Raw genomic sequence first — 19589 nt, 5'->3', positions numbered from 1 at the left:
TGATGCAAAAAGAAGGTCTCTAAAAATAGTAAGAGGCCTTCTTTTGTATGGTATTTCATTTTTTCCACGTTTGATACACGTTTGATAAATGAAGATAAACATTAAGAAATATTGCTTAAAGACGCATAATAAGAAGCGATAATTTCTTCATCTGAATGCGGAATTTCGTTTCCTTTTACAAGCTGAGCACCGTTAATACAGCCGTTAATACAGCCGCTTGTAAGTAAAATAATATCATTCGGCTTTCCTAAAGAAAGCGACTTTAATACTCCTTCTGTTCGAGTGGGAGCTCTGTGAATATTGCTTGCGCTCGGATTTGAAAAACCCGTTATCACTTGATCTACGATTTTGTTCGGATCATGATGACCTGGGTGATCCACCGTTACGATAATTTCATCAGCTTTCCCTTCAATAGCATGTGCCATTTTGGGCATTTTATTAAAATCTCGAATGCCAATCCCTCCAATCATGACAATCAGCTGATTATAATCCATCTTTTTTACTTCTTCTACTAAGCGAGTAAGAGCAACAGGCGTATGAGCGTAGTCCAGTATTACTTTTTGGTTATTCGGACCTTCTATCACTTGAAAGCGTCCTTCTGGACTTTCCAATTGAGGAAGCAGGCTAATAATATCTTCAATGTGATATTCAAAGTGAAGAGCTGTGCCCACGGCCGCTAGCACGTTAGCAATATTATAATCACCATATACAGGTACTGCTACTTTGTATGACTGCCCTTTATAGAGTAAATCAAAGAAAGATCCTCCTTCTTTGCCATTAATGTTCTTTGCTTGCAGAGTTGCTTCCGCATTGTTCAATAAGCTATACGTGACTTTAGGTCCTTTAAATGCTTTACTTAAATCTTTCCCCATGTCCTGATCATCTATATTAATAACGGCGTGTTTTGCCTGTTGAAATAATTTCATCTTGCATTTTTTATAGTGCTCAAACGTTTTATGATACTCTAAATGCTCTTCTGATAAGTTTGTATGAATGGCTACATCAAAATAAATATTTTCTATTCGCTGTTGATCAATAGCAATTGAAGATACTTCCATCACTGCCGCTTCATCGCCTCTTGTATACAAATCATAAAAAATTTTGTGCAAGTCTGTCGATTCAGGTGTTGTAGGCGTACTTTTTTTATAAACTAACTTCTCCTTCGATGACCAAATGCTGGTCGTTCCAATCGATCCTGTCGGCAATTTTAGAAGAGTTAAAAGCGACCTTACGTAAGCTGCTACGGTTGTTTTACCATTTGTCCCCGTAACGCCAATTGTCTCGATTTTTTCATCTGTATGATCAAAATACATTTTAGAAAAAGAAGCCATTACTTTGCGAACGTCTTTAACTGCTAAAAACGTACAGTGAGAATACCGGGTGCTCAAAAGACGAAGCTCCTCAACACTTGTTCCAAATACCGCTACTGCCCCTCTAGCTATAGCTTCTTTAATATACTGATGTCCATCCTCATTTTCACCTTTTATACTAAAAAATACTGATCCGTCGTGAACCTGCTTTGAATGATATGTTAGATGGGTAATCGTCTGAGATGCAGGTCCGAAAATATAGTTAATTGATAAGTTCGTTAATGTATCAAAGTGGATGTTCATAGCTATTCCTCACAGTGTATAAATTTTATTTTTAATATGTTCTAAAATTCCTTAAATACTCTTTGAAGGATATTTTTTCTTTATTTCCATTTATAAAGACTTTTCTACAATTCACTATTTTTATTTTGCTTTCATATGTAGAACGAAAATAAAGAAAAGACAGATCACTATTTTTTAAAACTAAAAGCATGTAAAATATGGATGAACTGCTTATTGTCTATCGTACCAGCAGCAAAAGTAAAGTATTGTAGTAAGACATTCCCCTTAACTGTGCAAAACGAAACCATTCTTTAAAATAAAGTGCTTTTATAAGACAAGTTGAAGCATGCTGGAGAAAATGCCCGAGCGTAACGGAAGGGAGATTACTTTATTAATCAGTCCCTCTCTTTGCAAAATAATAAAGAAAACATCATAATAAAAGGAGCGCATAAAAGCGTGAATGACTCTGCTTTGAAAGGATGGACTATACCAAATGACGCGTTCTCTTTTAGCGATTGAACCACTTCCTCTTTTATTTTATCAGCAGCCTACACTTGAATTAGCTCAGTCGCTGTTAGGATGTCTTCTTGTTCACGAAACGCCGGAAGGAACTGCATCTGGTTTTATTGTAGAAACGGAAGCTTATAAAGGGCCTTTTGACCGAGCAGCTCATAGCTTTAATAACCGGCGTACAAAAAGAACGGAAGTAATGTTCGGTCCTCCTGGCCATGCCTATACGCATACGATGCATACACATTGTTTACTCAATGTTGTAAGCAGCGACATCGATTGTCCAGAAGGTGTCCTCATTCGTGCCATTGAGCCATTTAGCGGCAAAGATTTGATGAAAACGAGACGTCGAGGGATGGAAAACGAAATAAATTGGACAAACGGTCCTGGGAAACTAACAAAAGCACTAGGAGTTTCAATGGATTTGTACGGCCATGATTTAACTAATCCTCCTCTTTATATTGCTCGCGGCTTCACTCCTTCAGAGATTTCCGCCGGACCTCGCGTTGGCATTGATAATTCTGGTGAAGCGAAGGATTACCCTTGGCGCTTTTGGGTTACCAATCACCCATTTGTATCGAAATTCAGGTAAAGAAAAGGCTAATTGATATATTAACGCACATAAAAGAAGCACCTCTTTTTAGAGATGCTTCTTTTTGTTTACGCCCACCACATTTGTGACGGAGTTTCTTCAACTAATACACTTTGTAAGTTCGTAACTGCACGTTTAAATCCTTCTTCAATCGACATGATTGGGTCTTCATGCTCAATGCTGACTACATAATCATATCCGTATGTGCGAAGTGCACTCATCATATCGGACCACTCTTTTACATCATGTCCGCATCCTACTGATCTAAATGTCCATGCACGAGTTTGAACTTCTCCGTATGGCTGCATGTCCGTCAGGCCATACATATTAATATTATCTTGGTCCAAGTACGTATCCTTTGCATGGAAATGATGAATCGCATTTTCTTTTGCTAAAATTTTAATCGCTCCTACCGGGTCGATTCCTTGCCACCATAAATGACTTGGATCAAGATTAGCGCCAATGGCTGGACTTGTTTTTTCGCGAAGCTTTAGTAGGGTATACGGAGTATGTACTAAAAATCCACCGTGAAGTTCTAAACCGATTTTCACATTATGCTGCTCCGCTAGCTCTCCAATTTCTTTCCAATAAGGAACAAGCTTATTTTCCCACTGCCAATTCAATACGTCTCCATATTCATTAGGCCAAGGTGTAACAGGCCAGTTTGGATACTTGGCTTCTTCGTGATCTCCTGCTGTTCCAGAGAAGCAGTTAACAACTGGGACATCTAACAATGATGCTAGTTGGATAGTTTTGCGAAGCGTTTCGTCAGATTCTTTTGCAAAGCTTGCCTCAGGTGAAATGGGATTACCGTGGCAGCTAAACGCGCTGATTGTAAGCCCTCGGTCTTTTACCTGCTTCATATACGCTGCTCTTTTTCCTTCATCTTCAAGCAAATCATCTAGCGGACAATGACTGTTTCCAGGATAGCCCCCCGTTCCGATTTCAACAGCATGAAGACCTGCTGCTTTTACTTTATCTAACATCTCTTCAAAAGAAAGATCCGCAAATAAGACTGTGAATACTCCAAGTTTCATTTTAGTTTCCCCCTGTGCGATATATTTCGTCAATAATTGCTGAGACTTGAAGCGCTTCTTCTGGCTTTACTACTAATTCAGCATTTCCTTTACACGCTTCAATGAAATTTTTAGCCTGACTTAAGCTGTAATCATTTTCTCCATCCATCCAAGGTGACGTACTGTTCATGAGCATACCGTTTTTAGACGTGTATAGTTCAAAAGGAAATACGCTTAAACCTCCATCTACTCCTGATATGCTTACGTGCTCTTCATCATCTTTGATATTAGCTGCCCAAGAAGTTTCTAAAAGAAGCGACGCTCCATTTTCAAATTTAATATAGGCCGTTACATGATCATCCACGCTGAATGTTTCATGATCAAATGTTCCCCATTGATTTAATTGATTAGGCGTTTTACTCAGTTCATTATACGTGCTTCCAAGCACTTCAGTATGCTTTGGATTTCCCATTAGCCAAAGCGTTAAATCAAGCAAGTGGCAGCCGTAATCAATTAAGCTGCCTCCGCCTTGAAGGTCTTTGTTCGTAAATACGCCCCAACCGGGAACTTTTCGGCGACGCATGGCTCTGACACGTGCAACTAGAGGGCGTCCTATCTCTGTCATCATTTTTTTTGCGGCCTGCGCTTCTTTCATGAATCGATAATGATACGCAATCGCTAACTGCTTACCTGACTCTCTAGCAGCAGCAAGCATTTCTTCACCTTGCTCTTTAGACATCGCCATTGGCTTTTCACATAGGACGTGAACGCCTGCTTTTAGCGCTTCTACTGCAAACTCGGCATGAAATTTATTTGGTGTACAAATACATACAGCATCCACTTCTTTAAACATATCTTTATAATCAACAAATACGTGAGGGATGTTATGTTCATTGGCTACCTCTGTGGCTCTTTCACTATTGATATCGCTAAGCCCCCAAATCACACATTCATCACCTAGTTGTTTGAATGCTGGGATATGTCTGCTTACAGCAATCCCTCCTGCTCCGATTATGCCAATTCTCACGTTTTCCACCTCTTACACGCGCGTAATTTGTTTTGTTTGACTTGATTTTAAAGCTGCTAAAATAACAGCAAGTGATTTTAATCCTTCTTCACCAGGAACAGGAGAATCTTTATCTTCTACAACTGCTTCTAGAAATTGTTCAATCACGTGAGAATTGCTTTGTCCGCCTTCATCGTTTGACTGAATTTTTCCTAATTCATAGTTTACTACTTCACCTGTTGCATATTGTGCAACTAATGAATACGTCGGATCATCTTCTAAACGAAGAATCCCTTTCTCGCCGTAAACAATCGTAGAGTTATCTTCTTTTCCATTGTAAGCCCAGCTTGCCGCAAGCGTACCGATAATCCCGCTTTCCGTTTTTAATACGCACACAGCGTTGTCGTCTACGTTTGCAAAGTCTTTTGCATTGCTTTCCACAAATGCACCAACTTCTACAATTTCTTCACTCAATATGTAGCGAAGCATATCGGTTTTATGAACACCTAAATCTCCCATAGCACCAATAAATGCTTCGTCTTTTTTGAAGAACCAGCTTTCTTTTCCGTCCACGCTCCAACCTTCAGGACCCCCATGGCCAAAAGCCGTACGGAAACTGTAAACTTTACCGATTTCCCCTTTTTCAATAAGTTCACGAGCTTTTTGATGGGAAGCTACAAAGCGCTGATTATGTCCGATCATTAGTTTTTTACCGTTTGTTTTTGCTGCTTCAATCATCGCTTTCGCTTCTTCTTCTGATGTTGCCATCGGCTTTTCACATAGGACATGAACTCCGCTGTTTAAAGCTGCAACCGAAATAGGTGCATGAAGATAGTTCGGTGTACATACACTCACTGCTTCCACTGTACCGCTTGCTAAAAGTTCTTCATAGTTTGTGTAAGCTTTTACACCGTACTGCTGTGCTACACTGTTTGCACGTTCTGCATTTATATCGCAGACGGCTACTAATTCTACTTGTTCGTTCATTTTATATTCTGGTAAGTGACGGTGTTGCGCAATGCTTCCACACCCAATAACTCCGATTTTTACTTTTGCCATCTTTCCTATCCCCTTTGCTTAAGCATCATTAATTAGTTTTTAACAGCGATTGATTCAAGCGGTTGCGCATTACCGTAAACAGGGCGTTTTCTCTCTGCTGGCTTCGCCCATTTAATAGCATTCATAATGACACGCTGAATGTCTTTGTTATGATATGTTGGATATGTTTCATGTCCAGGTCTGAAATAAAATACTTTTCCGTTTCCTCGTTTATACGTACAGCCGCTTCTGAAAATTTCTCCGCCTTCGAACCAGCTTGTAAAAATCAGTTCATCAGGCGCTGGAATATCAAAGTGCTCTCCGTACATTTCTTCACGCTCAAGCTCGATGAATTCACCAATGCCTTCAACAATTGGATGGCTTGGTTCTACTACCCATAAACGCTCTTTTTCATCCGCTTCACGCCACTTTAAGTCGCAGCTTGTGCCCATTAACGTCTTAAAAATCTTAGAAAAGTGACCTGAGTGTAAGACAATAAGCCCCATACCGTCTAGTACGCGCTGCTTTACTTTCTCAACGATGTCATCTTTTACTTCGTCATGTGCTAAATGTCCCCACCAAACTAAAACATCCGTTTGATTCAATACTTCATCAGTCAAGCCATGTTCTACTTCGTCTAAAGTTGCAGTGTGCGTACGAAATCCTCCTTCTTCTAAAAAAGAAGCGATGGCACCGTGGATGCCTTCAGAGTAAATTTCTCTTACAACCGGATTTTTCTGTTCATGACGATTTTCATTCCATACTGTAACATTAATCATTTTCATATCCCCTTTTTTGTAAATGCTAATTTATATCCCCTTTTTTTATGAATACTAAACTTTGGTTAACCGGTTAACTTACTGTGGTTCACCAGCGCTTAGCAGTTGAATCTCGAATAATAAGTTCAACCGATAATTTTACATGCTGCAGCGTGCTGAAACGGCGTTCAATTGCTTGAATAACAGACGTTGCGGCTACTACTCCTTTGTTAAATACATCTTGACGGATTGTTGTTAAACTTGGAGATGCATAGCTACTAAACGTTATGTCATCAAACCCTACGATTGAGTAGTCCCCCGGAATTCTTTTCCCCTTTTCTTGTAGCGCTTTCATAATTCCAAGCGCCAGCGTATCAGAGGATGCAAAAACCGCCCGAATATCCTTATGATCTTGCAGCAGCTTATTTCCTAAATTGTATCCGTTATCAAATGAGCTTTCGTTCGCTTCAAAAACAAACGTCTTTGATGGTGTAATGCCCGCTTCTTTTAACGCTTTCTCGTAGCCTATATACCTCTTCTTATCCACTGGACTATTGACGAGGTGATGAGCGACAAAGGCAATTTCTTGGTGCCCCAAATCCACTAAATGTTTTGTAGCTAGATATCCTCCATACTCATCGTCTACAGAAATATGATGATAATCACGTTCGTACCTTTCGTATGTATCTACTAGCACAACGGGATTCGATAACGCTTTCATTTTTTCATACAATCGATGCGGGAAGACTCCTAAAAACAGAAGACCATCAATATTTCTCGTTCGAATCCATTTTAGGCAATCAGCTGGGCTACTCACTCCAGATATGACTAAGTCATAACCATGCTTACGGATAACATATTCAATCCCACTAATCATTTCGCTGTAATAATGGTTATCTTTAAATATAGTAGAAAGCGAATCATCCGTAAGTGGAAACATAACGCCAATCATATTTGACTTTTGTTTCGAAAGACTAACGGCGGTTAAATTCGGTTCGTAGTTTAATTCTTTTACCGCTGTTAAAATTCGCTCTTTTGTTTCATCGGATACTTTGTTAATTCCGTTTAAGACGTAAGATACTGAAGCTGCAGACACCCCTGCACGCTTTGCTACATCACGAATCGTTATCTTTTCTCCCATAAAATCTCTCCAGTTAAACGGTTAACTATTTACTCGTTCATTATAATTCACTACTTTATTATCAGTCAATGTATTTTTCAAATTATCTGTTAACTATTATAATATCTTCCTAGATTGGTATGTTTTACGCAGTGACAAGATGTATTGACACCTGTTAATCTTTGAAACGTACATATAAAGCTCGGTGCACAGCACGCACTGATCCGTATAATATAAGGGGCGTTCAAAAGGATTTCAGGAGGTACTTACTTTATGTTTAAGAAACTAGCAATTATTGGAGCACTAGCAGTTCCTATGTTCGGAATGAGTCACGGGGCAAATGCAGATGAAACAACTCATCGTGTAAAAGCTGGAGAGACTCTTTACAAAATTGGCGCTGAATACGGCGTTACTGTTAAACAATTAAAAGAAGCGAACCACAAATCTACCGACTCTATTAATGCAAATGAAACATTAACAATCCCTAACTCTATTAGTGAAAGTGATAAAGAGTTGTTAGCTCGCCTTGTACAAGCTGAAGCAAAAGGTGAACCTTACGCTGGTAAAGTGGCTGTAGCGACAGTCGTCTTAAATCGAGTGGATAGCGATTCTTTCCCAAACTCTATTCACGACGTGATTTATCAAGGTACACAGTTTACACCTGTACAAAACGGAGAAATTAATAAAGCAGCGGATGCCGAAGCGAAAAAAGCTGTAAATGAAGCACTAGCTTTTAGAGGTCAAGGAAAAGGTTCATTATTTTTCTTTAATCCAGATAAAACAAGCGACCAATGGCTTCGTCAAAAACAGGTTACGATCACAATCGGACATCACGTTTTTGCAAAATAAACAAAAAAGCACTCAGATGAGTGCTTTTTTTAATATGCAACAAGTAAGCTTAATAGTACAGCTATAATAATAATAGGCAATACGTATTTAACTAAAAAGAACCATGCGTTAAATAACTTAGCGCCTGTTGTGCTTCCCGAAATAAACTCTTCATACACGGCTTCTTTTTTCATTTTAAACGTCACAAAAATTGCAATGGCTAGACTTCCAAGAGGCAGCATTAAATTGCTCACAAAAAAGTCAGCTACGTCAAATATACTTCTGCCAAAAAGCGAGATGTGTTTTAGCACACCAAACGAAAGTGCTGATGGAATGCCTACTATAAACACAAGAACCCCTGATAAAGAAGCGTAGCGAGTTCGTTTTGTTTGATCGTCTTTGGTTAAAGCAGCTACAATAATTTCTAGCAGTGAAAAAGCAGACGTAAGCGTAGCAAACAGAAATAAAATTAAAAACAGTGCTAAAAAGACGGTACCAAACGGCATCTTCTCAAATACTGTTGGCAAAACAACAAACAAAAGTCCAGGCCCTTCGGTTGGCTTTAATCCAAACGAAAAAACAGCCGGAAAAATAGCTAAGCCCGCTAGCAGTGAAACAAATAAGTTCAAAATTGCGATGGTGCCTGCAGAACGCGTCAAGCTTACTTTTTTCCCTAAATAAGAGCTATATGTCACCATGCAGGATAACCCCACGCAAAGCGAGAAAAACGACTGGCCAAGCGCATAAAGAATAGATGACCCTGTAATGGCTGAAAAATCCGGTTTTAAAAAGAACTTCACTCCTTCTAAAGCCCCGTCTAATGTTAAAGAGCGAACAACAATAATGATAAAACAGATAAATAATAGCGGCATCATGTATTTATTAGCACGCTCTATTCCTTTTTGTACGCCTTTTGAAATAACAAACACTGTAATTAATAAAAACAGCGCCTGTGCGCCTAATACAACATAAGGTTGACTAATGACGGCATTAAAGAGCGGCCCGTACTCTTTTCCGCTTAGCATACCGGTTACGCTCATAATCGTATATAAAATCACCCAGCCGCCAACGACGCTGTAAAAGGAAAGCAACACGACACAGCTGAGTACTCCTAGCCTGCCAATCCATACCCAAGCGGACTTTGGAGCAATTGCCTTATAAGCACTAATCGCTTCTTTTCCTGCATGTCTTCCAATGACAAATTCTGCCAACAGCAGAGGCAGTCCAATAAAAATCGTAAATAAAATAAACAACGCAAAAAACGCTCCACCGCCACTGGTTCCCGTTACGTATGGAAATTTCCATATCGCTCCTAGACCAATTGCTGCCCCAGCAGATGCTAAAATAAAACCGAGGCGTGAAGACCACTGATTTCCTTTACTCATATAATGTTACTCTCTCCTCTTCTAAACTCAAAACTCACCTGATTAGTACTGTACCATAAATGCAGAAGAAAATCATTCCCGTTTTACTTTTTTCTATAAAATGATATGTATAAAAAAAAATGAAGAAGCAGCGGCTTCTTCATTTTAGGCTCGGTCTTTTTATTCAACTATTATTCTCTGTACGATGATTCATCTCCACGATAAGCTTCGTGATTTGATATTTCTTCAATATGCATATGCCCTTCTCTTTCTAAACGAAGAACCGTACGCTCTGCATCCTCATAACTCTCGCACGTTACTTGTTTATATTCCATATCATCTTTATCTGTGTAAGCCACGATATATGTTTCCACTTTAACTCCTCCTATATCTAACCTATATGTAACGTGTTTTGCCTTTTTCATTTATTTCTAAACATATAGGCTCCAAACATAAAGCCTAGCATACTATAATAGCGGAACTTCAATTTAAAAAAGTTGAATTTTTCATTATGCACCGATGCAACATGGAGGTTACACTTATGACATTTATCTTATCATTCGTACCAATTGTTGTTCCTTTTGGTATTTTAATTAGCTTAATTGCTTTTACAGCTGCTTTTTTACAATCAAAAGAGCATCATAAAAAGCTCTAGCTTATAAAAAAGCTAGAGCTTCTTTTTAAAAACGTCTATAGCGTTTAATCAACCCTACAATAATAGCAATTGCTAATAAAACAACTGAAATGATGACGGTAATGACAATCGGCTGATTTCCACTTTGTTTCACCGCAATGGCAACATAAGCCCAAATAAAAACAAGCGGATAAACAGCGTCTCGGTTTTTTAATGTAAACGTACTGCCCAGTGCAGCTCCCACTAGCAGCATAATAATCGTCCAAGCTAACTCATTTAGACCAAGCAAGTGCTGTATTCCATTCGCTTGAAATACGACAAACACATTAACAATAGTCGCAACAGAAATCCAGCCAAGATAAAGAGAAATTGGCAAGCGCATAAACCACGTCGTCATCCGAGAATGCTGAATAATGGAGTACACAATCATTAATGTACCTAAAATAAAGAGCATAACTAAAAGTGACAGCTTATAGTAATCATTTTGGAAAATAAAAATCCATGCACTATTTAACAAACAGTTTAGAAAAAACCAAATGCCGATACGTGCGTATATTTCCTTTTGATCTTCTCTTGCAAAGAATTGGCGTACAACCCAAATAGCTAATAATAAATAAATGACGCCCCAAATAGCAAAGGCATAACCGCCTGGTGTAAACAATGTAGGAACTTGTGCAGAAGCCTCTGCTGTTGTTTTACCTCCTATCGGAATGGCATTTGCTAAATAATTCACAATCAGTGTAATGAGCAAGCCTACTACATTTAATACAGCATACAAACGAAATTTTGCCATTTTATTCTCTCCTTTCTTCTATTTATATGGGAATGTTTCGGAGACGAAAACGGCTCTTTCCTTCATTAATACCTCTTCTTCCCTAAAAATATGCATTTTTAAACAAAAACGATTAAAAATAGCTTAAAGAAGGTACCTCTTTAAAGAATAAAAACAGTTATTGTACAATCTCCCATAATGCTTTCTATTTTTCAGAATATATGGTAAGTTAAACATAGATTAACAGGAAGTCCACTAGGGGTGCCCACCGGCTGAGACAAGTTTTCTTGATCCCTTTGAACCTGATCTGGCTCATACCAGCGTAGGAAAGTGGCAATGTTCAGTTTTTTACTGTCCTTTGCCACTCCGTTTATAAACGGAGTGTTTTTTATTTCCTTTATATGCTTGTTTGTGACTTCCTCATATTAAAGGAGGATTTTGATGTCATTTTCATCTCAATTAAGACAAGAAGCAAACTATATTTACGAAGCGATTTTTAACCATCCTTTTATTAAAGGAATCGCTGAAGGAAACGTGCCAAAAGAAGCGCTTATTCACTACGTTTCTCAAGACTACGAATACTTAACAGCATTTGTCCGCATTTACGGCGCTGCTTTAACAAAATGCCGCACACGTACCGAAATGGAAGCCTTTAATGCCGGCATTTCTACGGTATTACATAGTGAAGTACACCCTCACAATAATTTTTGTGAAGTAGCAGGTGTACGCTATGAAGACCTTCACACTGAGACGCTTTCACCGACGGCCAGCCACTACATTAACCATATGATGAGCGTTGCGCATACAGGCAGCTTAGCGGAAATCATTGCTGTGCTTCTTCCATGTCCATGGACGTACGTTGAAATAGGACAACGCATTACGGAACAAGTAAATCCATCTCCTTCTCATCCTTTTTATGAATGGATTCAGTTTTATAATAATGAAGAAATGAACGATACAACGCAATGGTTTTGTAACAAGCTTGATGAACTCGCAGAACAAGCGACTGAAGAAGAACGTAATCGTATGAAAGATCATTTCATTAAAAGCTGTGAACTCGAGTATTTGTTTTGGGAAATGGCTTATACGCAAGAAAAATGGCCGCTTTCTCAGCTTTCACTTTCAAAATAATAAAAAAAGCCTCACGGGAGGCTTTTTTATTTTAATAATTTTTTAATCATTTTCAAGTTTTGTTTCTCCGAAGGATAGCGGAATGCCAAATCAAACTTGGTTGTTTGAGACAGTATGCTTTTAAAATGAGAAAATGTCCGGAAGCTGTCTTCTCCATGATATTGACCCGTGCCGCTTTCTCCTACTCCGCCAAACGGTAAATATGGCGTAGCGATATGCATAAGCGTATCATTTATACAGCCTCCTCCAAATGAAAGACGCTCCGTTATGACGTTTTTTACACCTTCACTTTCTGTAAATAAGTAAAGAGCTAACGGCTTAGCTTTTTCTTGAACTTTGTGAATGACTTGATCTAACGTTTCATATTCAATCAAAGGAAGAATCGGTCCAAAGATTTCTTCTTGCATGACGTCTGATTTCCAGCTTACTTCACTTAACACCGTAGGTTCTATTGTTAGCGTGTCCTTATTGTATCCACCTCCAATTGCAGCGTTTTCTTCTTTTAAAAACTCAACTAACCGAGTAAAATGGCGCTCACTGACAATGCGGCCGTAGCGGTCGCTTTCAAGCGGATTACTACCGTAAAATTGAGAAATCGCTTCGCGAAGTTTCTCCACTAGCTGCGCTTTCACTTTTTTATGAACGAGTAAATAATCAGGAGCAACGCACGTTTGTCCTGCATTTATTCCTTTACCAAACATAATCCGCTTTGCTGCAAGATCTAGGTTTGCATCTTCGTGTACAATACACGGACTTTTCCCGCCTAGCTCAAGCGTGACGGGGATGAGCTGCTTACCTGCTTCCTGCATAATAATTTTCCCTACATTTACACTTCCCGTAAAGAAAATATAATCAAGCGGCTGTTTTAAAAGCAAGCTTGTGGTCTCTACAGCGCCTTCAATTACCGTTACAAATGCTGGATCAAACGCTTCAGCTAGTAATTCTTGTATAACGCGAGATATGCTAGGGGTTAATTCAGACGGTTTAATAATCGCCGTGTTTCCAGCGGCAATCGCTCCTACTAAAGGAGACAGCGCTAATTGAAACGGATAGTTCCACGGGGCAATAATTAAAGCGACTCCGTACGGTTCCGGAACGATTTTCCCTTTGGAACCAACGTGTGTTAAAGCGGTTTTTACTTTTTTAGGCTTCATCCATTTTGCTAAATGTTTAAGCGTAAATCGAATTTCCTCTAGTAAAATCCCAATTTCCGACGTGTAAGCCTCTACTTCAGATTTATTTAAATCGTGTTTTAAAGCATCCATAATTCTCTGCTCGTTTTGTTTGACTACGTCTCTGAGCTTATTTAGCGCTTGAATACGGCTGTCCATACTCTTTGTCTTTTGTGCATAGAAATATTGCTTTTGTGTAGAGACAATATGCTCAATGACCGTTTCATCTGTGATATAGAATTGCTCGTGGTTCATCCCTTTCATCTCCCTATAAACATTCGGCTTCAACTGTAGCAAGCAAGCTTTTTAATAGCGCGACTGCCTCGTTTAAAGCTAATGAATAATATCTCTGCGTTCCTTTTTGTTCAATTTGTACAAGCTTTTGATCCCGTAAAATTTTTAAATGATGCGAAATTGCCGGTCGTGATAGTGTAGACTCGTTTGCAATTTCATTAACGGTTAAAGGCTCTTTTTCCGCGAGCAGCAAAATAATATCTTGTCTTGCTGAATCGCTTAGCGCTTGAAAAATAGGAATGCTGGCACGAAATAACTCGACTGCTTTTTCACTCATGTATATTCTCCTCTATTTAATTTCTTGTGTTCTGCGGACAATGGATGCAAGCCACTTTCTTGGCACGAAGCGCGGAACGAACGTGGCGAGACGAAACTGTACTCCTGGTACGATAACCGTCTGCCCTTTCATAAATTTTTTATAGCCGACTTTAGCAACTGTTTCTACACCCATTGCACCGCTTTGAAAGAGCTTGGAGTTGCTTAGCTGGGCTCGGTCGCTAAAACCAGTTTTAGTTGGACCTGGGCATAGAGCACTTACTGTTACATTGGTACCTTTTAATTCATTTTCAAGGGCCTCGGTAAAAGATAATACGTACGCTTTCGTTGCGTAATATACCGTCATAAGCGGACCCGGCATAAATGCAGCAACAGACGCAATGTTCAAAATTTTCCCGTGATTTCTTTTGACCATATCAGGTAAAAATAATTTTGTTAAATGAGTTAATGCTCGAATATTTAAGTCAATCATGTTTAATTCTTCATTTAAAGCTGTGTCAACAAATTTCCCATATAGCCCAAAGCCAGCATTGTTCACTAAATAATCAATGTATATTTCTTTGCTTTTAAGCTCGTCATAGAGTGACTGTATATCTTCTTCTTTCGATAAATCCTTTACAAGCGTTATCACTTCAATATCATAAGCAGATTTTAAATTCTCTTTAATAGCTTTTAGTTTATCAGTGCTTCTGGCAACTAAAATTAAAGGGTACCCATCCTTGGAAAATTGATAAGCTAACTCTTTTCCTATTCCTCCCGAAGCACCGGTGATGAGCGCATAATGCTGTGACATAGTGTTCACCCCTTAGGTTTATACGTTCAAGCACTTAAACATTTAAACTTATCTTATAAGATTCATTTTTTCCCGTCAACTGTTTTCTATATTCTCCTTTTCTATTGTATTTGCCATTTTTTCTATCTCCGCATTCCGTACATTTTTTTACAAAATATGCGCTTTCTTTACATAGAAGGCTAATGTCGTCTAGTTTTGACAACCTTTGTCACCTAGCAGGAAAACAAGTGAAGATATGGTGAATACAACATACAACAAATAATCCATTACATAGTTGGATGAAAATAGATAAAGGAGGAAATGAAAAATGATGGAGACATATACAATTAAAAAAGTAAGTGATCAATTAGAGGTAGAAAAGAAAACGCTAAAACAATGGGAAAAATTATTGGGCAGCTATTTAACAATTGAACGAGTAGATGGAGCCCGTGTCTATACAGAGGAACAAATTGAATTGTTTAATGATATTAAACAGCTGTTTGATGAACAATGTACGTTAGATGAAGTGAAAGAGTATGTTCAGCTGCTTATCAAGGAGCAAGAAGAACAGGAGCATTTAGTGATGGAATCAGAGGCAGCGGTTTCAAAAGAGGAAGAACCGGCACAGTTGAAAACAGCTAAAAAAGAAAACGTCATTGATTTTCAAGAACATTCCAATAAACAAATGAGGCAAGAAAAGAAAAAAGCTGCCGAACAGCAGGAAAGCATTTCAGAAAATAAGCAAGCGAAGACCCCTCCTATACCTGAAGCACGATTAGCTACCGAAGCAGAAAAGCAGGCCATTTCTGCTTCTATTGAAGAGCCGAAACCAAACGACCTTGTTGTGAATGAAAAAGAGATGCTTCAAGGGGAATTAGTAGAAGCTGTTCGCCGCTATGAAGATGTGTTTGAGGTACTTGATACGTTTAAAGCTGATTTGTTAAAAGAAATGCGCGAAGGAATGCGAAATGAAGTTCGCGAAGAAATTGTCGGAGAAGTGAAAAGAGAGCTCGAAAAAAGCGCTACTCAAACTGTAGAAATGGTGGAATCGGTCGGCGCATACATTTCTGAGTCTTCAGAACGCAGCGCAAGAGATGTAGAAAATATGTCTAAAAAAATTATCCGTTCTAACGAAAAAGCATTTGATGAAGTTACTTCTCTGATTGAAGATTATTCAACAATTGCTGAAGAAAAAACGGAGGATATGCGCTTATTCATGAAAGATGTAATGGAGAATACCGATGAATCCTCTAAAGAAATGCAGTACTTATTAGATCGATTCTCAAGCAATTCTACTGTTGCTATGAACCAAGTAAAATTTATGGTTGAAAAATTAAACAATTCATCAACCAATACAACAGAAGAACTTCGTGATTTAATTGATTCGATGAATGAAGAGCGAGTCTATTATTTAAAAGAAATGGAGAAAGAACGTAAGCTTCATCGTCAAAGCGTAGCTGAACGCGAAGAAATGTTTAGTGATTTTGTCCAAACCTTTAGGCAAACCGCCGCTGCTGACATGAAGCGAAAACGGAAGTGGTGGAAGCTGTTTCTCTCCTGAAAACACCGGCTCTATGGTAATAGGGCCGGTGTTTTTTGATGGTATGAACAATAGATTTTATAAATAAGGTACGTTTATTTCTCGAAGGCGTGCCATTCCAACTCTTCTCTTCATTTTTAAATGTATGTAAAAGCTGTTAAGGTAATTTGTGGTGATGAGACGTTATACTTTGAAAAACATGATAGCCGCTTACGGATACGCCTATAGTGCCCGCTCCTGGAAATACTGTATCTCCGCATAGCCACAGCTCTTGTAAACCAGATCGATGCGAAATACTGTTAAATAAAGCATGATCTAGCGTTTGCGGAAAGCCTCCCACTCCGCCGTTCGGCCGGGAAGTGAACCTTTCCAATGCCTTAGGAGCTCCTGAAATTTGATGCTTTGCTTCTTCAATGTTAGGAATAATCGTTTTAATTCCTACTATCATCTTTTTCTCAAGAACTTGTTTTTGAATATCATAGTCGTCTTTGTTACCCCACTTGCTAAGCTCAATGTGAGTAGAAGCTGTAATTGTACGTTTACCTTCAGGCGCGCGAAAACGATCATCAGGATGAGAAACGGAGACAAATAAATGATTTCCTTCCGTCATCTCACCTTGTTCGGATTGAAGTATTTGCTGAAATATCTCTACCTTTTGCGGTATATGCTTCTCATCAATCGCAAAATACATCGAAAACGTTCCCCACTGCGGAAGCTCGCCTTTTTCTTTTGCCCGCTTATGGATATGTTGGTAATCCTCATCATGTAATAAAGACTTTAAACTTTGAATCGGCGTGTTGCATAGAACGTCTGATGCACGTTAACAGTTCTCACTTGTTGTCTGCATGCTGTCTATTAATTGCCCATCAATAAAATGAAGAAAGTCCGTTTCGTCTACCAAACTGTGTTTTTTTAGTAAATAACTAAACGATTGATAACAATAAGACAACAGCTTTACAGACCCAAGATTTAACGAACTTACCACTCTGCTCCACTCACCGATTGTCAGAGGAGGAAGAACCGGAAGATATACTGCATGAGCTTGCGAATTTCTTTGGCAATTGTAAAAACATTTTCATAAAAGCTCCTAATATTCTTCGCTTTATGAGAAAATTCTTTTTGAAGATAGGAAATATGCTCATATCGGTCTTGATAATAAATCAGTGTACAATGGGGAAGATGAACTTTCATGATTTTCTCAAGAGAAATCTTTTCAATTTTAGGCCAAGGTACGCGTTGATTCGTTCATGTATCCCTCCGCTCTCGAACCCCATTCCAAGCGTAGCTCCAACAGGAAACGTATAGAAATGGCGCTGAAATTTGCCGGCACAGCCTCCCCACTCTCGAGAAGCTTCTAAAACCGGCACTACATAGTCATGTTTAGGCAGAAGCGCTCCCGCTGTTAACCCACCTATTCCTCCGCCTATTACCACAACTTGCTTATGCATGTCTTCACCTTCTTTAGCTCTTTCTTCTATTGTGCAAAAAAAAAGAAGCTCACCGCAATTTAGAAGCGTCTCGTTACTGCAATAAAAAAGCCGTGAATGATCTCACAGCTTCTTGGCTTATTTTGTAATTACTCCACAAACAACTCGATCTCCTGAGTTTCCTGAAGGGTCAGTTGTGTAGTCGTCGACTTTATCATGTATTACTAATGCGGATCCATCCATATCCAAAAGAGAATTTGGCTTTCCTTCTTGCAGCGTGACCAGAGAAGCAAAAATTTCTGTATTTACTTTGCCATTTGGTGCAACTTCTAGATTAGGCAAATCACCTGCATGCGGACCTTTTGTATTTTTAAAACCGTGTTCACGTTTAAAAGGATTAAAATGGGCACCAGCTGTTTTAAAATCCGGCACCTCGCATTTTCCTATTTCATGAATATGAAATCCGTGTCTTCCCGGTGAAAGTCCTTGAGCAGTCAATTTAATTTGCACACCGTTCTTTGCTTCTGACAGTGTAGCCTCTCCTACTTTTTTGCCCGATGTATTCGTTAAATCCACTTTAACAGGTTCTACTGATACTTCGCTTGTTTCTTTCACTTCCTCTGTTTTCAGATGGTTTTCATGAGCGTTATTTTGCTCTTTTACCATGCTGCATGCTCCCAGCAGTAATAGGATAAAGACTACGCATCCATTCATTATCCACTTTTGCATCCGTGATTCCTCCTTTTGCTTATTTATCACCATCCTTTCACTATTCTCCTTTTTTTAGACATCAAAAATGAGATTGAGACATAACTCATCAATCCAATCTAAAGACGAACAAATGGGATAAATGAGCTAGTAGGGATTGCTTGTTACACCGCTGTTGATTTCCGTACAAAACGTCGCTTTCCGCGGGCGGCCGATGAGCCTCCTCGTCGCTTGCGCTCCTGTGGGATCTCACCTCTTCCGCTTTTCCCGCAGGAGTCTTCGCCTTGCCCTCCAATCAACCGCTAGAAGCAACTGAATACATGAAACCTACGTTAACCAGCACCATAAAAAAATCCGAGCGAGTTTGATTCTTAATCAAGAATCTCGATTCACCGTTCGGATTTTCCTTTAACTAAAATACCTTTATCCCAGCCTCGCTCGTGTTTTCACTTTTTTCTTAGCTTTAACGTCTTACTTTTGTTTAAAATTGTATTCTTTTTCCGTTCCGTTCGAAAAGCGAACTTCTAGCTCAAAAGATTGAAAATCTTTTTTTAGACCAAACGCATCGATTACTTCCTTTTTTACATCTTCATTGGGCGTGCGTTGATCAAAATTTAACTTTTTAAATTTTGAAGATAATTTATTAAATGCTTCGTCTCCGTTCAAGTGTTCATCGTTAATATTATCATCCACTTTTGCCTCTATCTCATCATTTTCATTTTCATAATCGGCTTCATAGTCATTATTGAGACCCTTATAGTCCACTTCTAAATCAAATTTTGAAAAGTTAAAAGATGTGTTTTCACTTTGAGTATCATAGCTCATCGGTGTTCCGCCATTTGTCACGCCTTGTTTATTTTGAGCTTCTCTTGCCGGTGCTGCATCATCATTGTGGCATGCTGAAAGTACGCTAATACCTACAAGGAAAATGAATATGAAAAAGAGTCGTTTCTTCACTGTATTTCCTCCTTTTACTTCACTCTTCCTTCCCTTTATGTCCACAAATTCAACTTTTATACGCCTTCACTAAAAAATCCCG

General features: G+C 38.9%; 21 protein-coding genes and 1 riboswitch. Of the genes, 4 read left to right on the top strand and 17 right to left on the bottom strand.

All coding sequences use genetic code 11. The features are described 5' to 3' along the window. Window positions 1–101 precede the first annotated feature (101 nt). Window positions 102–1613 (bottom strand): UDP-N-acetylmuramoyl-L-alanyl-D-glutamate--2,6-diaminopimelate ligase, encoded by a 1512-nt coding sequence (locus tag ACLHDF_RS18065; RefSeq protein WP_413920083.1) that lies wholly within the window; start codon window positions 1611–1613, stop codon window positions 102–104. Window positions 1614–2085: 472 nt separating this feature from the next. Between ACLHDF_RS18065 and ACLHDF_RS18060 the strand changes: the two genes are divergently transcribed. Further along, window positions 2086–2694 carry a DNA-3-methyladenine glycosylase gene (locus tag ACLHDF_RS18060; RefSeq protein ID WP_413920082.1) on the top strand — a complete coding sequence of 203 codons (609 nt, stop codon included), beginning with the start codon at window positions 2086–2088 and terminating at the stop codon, window positions 2692–2694. A 68-nt stretch (window positions 2695–2762) separates the two neighbouring features. Here ACLHDF_RS18060 and ACLHDF_RS18055 read toward each other — a convergent pair whose 3' ends face one another. The 5 genes from ACLHDF_RS18055 to ACLHDF_RS18035 all read right to left on the bottom strand — a co-directional run bounded on the left by ACLHDF_RS18055 (window position 2763) and on the right by ACLHDF_RS18035 (window position 7653). Then, window positions 2763–3731, bottom strand: coding sequence for a sugar phosphate isomerase/epimerase family protein (locus ACLHDF_RS18055; RefSeq protein ID WP_413920081.1), 969 nt, complete (start codon window positions 3729–3731; stop codon window positions 2763–2765). 1 nt (window position 3732) lies between these two features. Further along, window positions 3733–4737: a Gfo/Idh/MocA family protein gene (locus tag ACLHDF_RS18050; RefSeq protein WP_413920080.1), complete on the bottom strand. Its 1005-nt coding sequence runs from the start codon at window positions 4735–4737 to the stop codon at window positions 3733–3735. A gap of 12 nt (window positions 4738–4749) precedes the next feature. Continuing rightward, window positions 4750–5775 (bottom strand): Gfo/Idh/MocA family protein, encoded by a 1026-nt coding sequence (locus ACLHDF_RS18045; protein ID WP_413920079.1) that lies wholly within the window; start codon window positions 5773–5775, stop codon window positions 4750–4752. 32 nt (window positions 5776–5807) lie between these two features. Next, window positions 5808–6533: a ThuA domain-containing protein gene (locus ACLHDF_RS18040; RefSeq protein ID WP_413920078.1), complete on the bottom strand. Its 726-nt coding sequence runs from the start codon at window positions 6531–6533 to the stop codon at window positions 5808–5810. Window positions 6534–6621: 88 nt separating this feature from the next. Next, window positions 6622–7653, bottom strand: a complete 1032-nt coding sequence (locus ACLHDF_RS18035; protein WP_413920077.1) for a LacI family DNA-binding transcriptional regulator — start codon at window positions 7651–7653, stop codon at window positions 6622–6624. A gap of 252 nt (window positions 7654–7905) precedes the next feature. Here ACLHDF_RS18035 and ACLHDF_RS18030 point away from each other — a divergent pair, with 252 nt between their 5' ends. Next, complete coding sequence (locus tag ACLHDF_RS18030; protein WP_413920076.1) at window positions 7906–8481, top strand: cell wall hydrolase; 576 nt, start codon at window positions 7906–7908, stop codon at window positions 8479–8481. Window positions 8482–8510: 29 nt separating this feature from the next. On the opposite strand, the gene ACLHDF_RS18025 is transcribed toward ACLHDF_RS18030, so the two are convergent. The 3 genes from ACLHDF_RS18025 to ACLHDF_RS18015 all read right to left on the bottom strand — a co-directional run bounded on the left by ACLHDF_RS18025 (window position 8511) and on the right by ACLHDF_RS18015 (window position 11251). After that, complete coding sequence (locus ACLHDF_RS18025) at window positions 8511–9845, bottom strand: sodium-dependent transporter (protein WP_413920075.1); 1335 nt, start codon at window positions 9843–9845, stop codon at window positions 8511–8513. Window positions 9846–10015: 170 nt separating this feature from the next. Further along, window positions 10016–10198 carry a hypothetical protein gene (locus ACLHDF_RS18020; protein WP_251396572.1) on the bottom strand — a complete coding sequence of 61 codons (183 nt, stop codon included), beginning with the start codon at window positions 10196–10198 and terminating at the stop codon, window positions 10016–10018. A gap of 306 nt (window positions 10199–10504) precedes the next feature. Then, the gene (locus tag ACLHDF_RS18015; protein ID WP_413920074.1) at window positions 10505–11251 is read right to left on the bottom strand and encodes a TspO/MBR family protein; all 747 of its coding nucleotides are present in this window, start codon (window positions 11249–11251) and stop codon (window positions 10505–10507) included. Window positions 11252–11477: 226 nt separating this feature from the next. Continuing rightward, window positions 11478–11576: riboswitch (TPP riboswitch) on the top strand. 95 nt (window positions 11577–11671) lie between these two features. Between ACLHDF_RS18015 and tenA the strand changes: the two genes are divergently transcribed. Beyond that, complete coding sequence (gene tenA, locus ACLHDF_RS18010; RefSeq protein ID WP_413920073.1) at window positions 11672–12361, top strand: thiaminase II; 690 nt, start codon at window positions 11672–11674, stop codon at window positions 12359–12361. A 26-nt stretch (window positions 12362–12387) separates the two neighbouring features. Here the strand turns inward: tenA and ACLHDF_RS18005 are convergent, their stop codons facing one another. Genes ACLHDF_RS18005 through ACLHDF_RS17995 form a run of 3 tightly spaced genes read right to left on the bottom strand, consistent with a single transcriptional unit; the run spans window position 12388 to window position 14896 of the window. After that, complete coding sequence (locus ACLHDF_RS18005) at window positions 12388–13788, bottom strand: aldehyde dehydrogenase (RefSeq protein WP_413920072.1); 1401 nt, start codon at window positions 13786–13788, stop codon at window positions 12388–12390. Between the two features lie 13 nt (window positions 13789–13801). Further along, entirely contained in the window at window positions 13802–14104 is a 303-nt protein-coding gene (locus ACLHDF_RS18000; RefSeq protein ID WP_413920071.1) for an ArsR/SmtB family transcription factor, read from the bottom strand. 12 nt (window positions 14105–14116) lie between these two features. After that, window positions 14117–14896 (bottom strand): SDR family NAD(P)-dependent oxidoreductase, encoded by a 780-nt coding sequence (locus tag ACLHDF_RS17995; protein ID WP_413920070.1) that lies wholly within the window; start codon window positions 14894–14896, stop codon window positions 14117–14119. 307 nt (window positions 14897–15203) lie between these two features. Here ACLHDF_RS17995 and ACLHDF_RS17990 point away from each other — a divergent pair, with 307 nt between their 5' ends. Next, a complete protein-coding gene (locus ACLHDF_RS17990; RefSeq protein WP_413920069.1) occupies window positions 15204–16436 on the top strand; it encodes a helix-turn-helix domain-containing protein in 1233 nt (410 codons plus the stop codon). A gap of 136 nt (window positions 16437–16572) precedes the next feature. Here the strand turns inward: ACLHDF_RS17990 and ACLHDF_RS17985 are convergent, their stop codons facing one another. From ACLHDF_RS17985 to ACLHDF_RS17965, 5 genes are all read right to left on the bottom strand, one after another. Beyond that, the gene (locus ACLHDF_RS17985; RefSeq protein ID WP_413920068.1) at window positions 16573–17106 is read right to left on the bottom strand and encodes a hypothetical protein; all 534 of its coding nucleotides are present in this window, start codon (window positions 17104–17106) and stop codon (window positions 16573–16575) included. A gap of 496 nt (window positions 17107–17602) precedes the next feature. Next, complete coding sequence (locus tag ACLHDF_RS17980; RefSeq protein WP_413920067.1) at window positions 17603–17863, bottom strand: NAD(P)-binding protein; 261 nt, start codon at window positions 17861–17863, stop codon at window positions 17603–17605. A 117-nt stretch (window positions 17864–17980) separates the two neighbouring features. Further along, a complete protein-coding gene (locus ACLHDF_RS17975) occupies window positions 17981–18571 on the bottom strand; it encodes a superoxide dismutase family protein (protein WP_413920066.1) in 591 nt (196 codons plus the stop codon). A gap of 143 nt (window positions 18572–18714) precedes the next feature. Next, window positions 18715–18849 (bottom strand): hypothetical protein, encoded by a 135-nt coding sequence (locus tag ACLHDF_RS17970; RefSeq protein WP_413920065.1) that lies wholly within the window; start codon window positions 18847–18849, stop codon window positions 18715–18717. A gap of 172 nt (window positions 18850–19021) precedes the next feature. Continuing rightward, window positions 19022–19507 carry a YusW family protein gene (locus ACLHDF_RS17965; protein ID WP_413920064.1) on the bottom strand — a complete coding sequence of 162 codons (486 nt, stop codon included), beginning with the start codon at window positions 19505–19507 and terminating at the stop codon, window positions 19022–19024. Window positions 19508–19589: the final 82 nt, after the last annotated feature.

This window comes from Priestia megaterium (assembly GCF_046599315.1).
In the GTDB taxonomy this organism is placed as follows: Bacteria; Bacillota; Bacilli; order Bacillales; family Bacillaceae_H; genus Priestia; species Priestia megaterium_F.
Note: the sequence above shows the minus strand (reverse complement) of the source record. Positions and strands in the feature narration are given on the sequence as shown.

Excerpts from the sequence above, each read along its gene's own strand:
- ACLHDF_RS18015 (WP_413920074.1), bottom strand. The coding sequence starts at position 11,251 with ATGGCAAAATTTCGTTTGTATGCTGTATTAAATGTAGTAGGCTTGCTC.
- ACLHDF_RS18065 (WP_413920083.1), bottom strand. The coding sequence starts at position 1,613 with ATGAACATCCACTTTGATACATTAACGAACTTATCAATTAACTATATT.
- ACLHDF_RS17990 (WP_413920069.1), top strand. The coding sequence starts at position 15,204 with ATGATGGAGACATATACAATTAAAAAAGTAAGTGATCAATTAGAGGTA.
- ACLHDF_RS17975 (WP_413920066.1), bottom strand. The coding sequence starts at position 18,571 with ATGCAAAAGTGGATAATGAATGGATGCGTAGTCTTTATCCTATTACTG.
- tenA (WP_413920073.1), top strand. The coding sequence starts at position 11,672 with ATGTCATTTTCATCTCAATTAAGACAAGAAGCAAACTATATTTACGAA.
- ACLHDF_RS18030 (WP_413920076.1), top strand. The coding sequence starts at position 7,906 with ATGTTTAAGAAACTAGCAATTATTGGAGCACTAGCAGTTCCTATGTTC.
- ACLHDF_RS18055 (WP_413920081.1), bottom strand. The coding sequence starts at position 3,731 with ATGAAACTTGGAGTATTCACAGTCTTATTTGCGGATCTTTCTTTTGAA.
- ACLHDF_RS18005 (WP_413920072.1), bottom strand. The coding sequence starts at position 13,788 with ATGAACCACGAGCAATTCTATATCACAGATGAAACGGTCATTGAGCAT.
- ACLHDF_RS17985 (WP_413920068.1), bottom strand. The coding sequence starts at position 17,106 with ATGTATTTTGCGATTGATGAGAAGCATATACCGCAAAAGGTAGAGATA.
- ACLHDF_RS18045 (WP_413920079.1), bottom strand. The coding sequence starts at position 5,775 with ATGGCAAAAGTAAAAATCGGAGTTATTGGGTGTGGAAGCATTGCGCAA.
- ACLHDF_RS17995 (WP_413920070.1), bottom strand. The coding sequence starts at position 14,896 with ATGTCACAGCATTATGCGCTCATCACCGGTGCTTCGGGAGGAATAGGA.
- ACLHDF_RS18025 (WP_413920075.1), bottom strand. The coding sequence starts at position 9,845 with ATGAGTAAAGGAAATCAGTGGTCTTCACGCCTCGGTTTTATTTTAGCA.
- ACLHDF_RS18060 (WP_413920082.1), top strand. The coding sequence starts at position 2,086 with ATGACGCGTTCTCTTTTAGCGATTGAACCACTTCCTCTTTTATTTTAT.
- ACLHDF_RS18040 (WP_413920078.1), bottom strand. The coding sequence starts at position 6,533 with ATGATTAATGTTACAGTATGGAATGAAAATCGTCATGAACAGAAAAAT.
- ACLHDF_RS18035 (WP_413920077.1), bottom strand. The coding sequence starts at position 7,653 with ATGGGAGAAAAGATAACGATTCGTGATGTAGCAAAGCGTGCAGGGGTG.
- ACLHDF_RS17980 (WP_413920067.1), bottom strand. The coding sequence starts at position 17,863 with ATGCATAAGCAAGTTGTGGTAATAGGCGGAGGAATAGGTGGGTTAACA.
- ACLHDF_RS18000 (WP_413920071.1), bottom strand. The coding sequence starts at position 14,104 with ATGAGTGAAAAAGCAGTCGAGTTATTTCGTGCCAGCATTCCTATTTTT.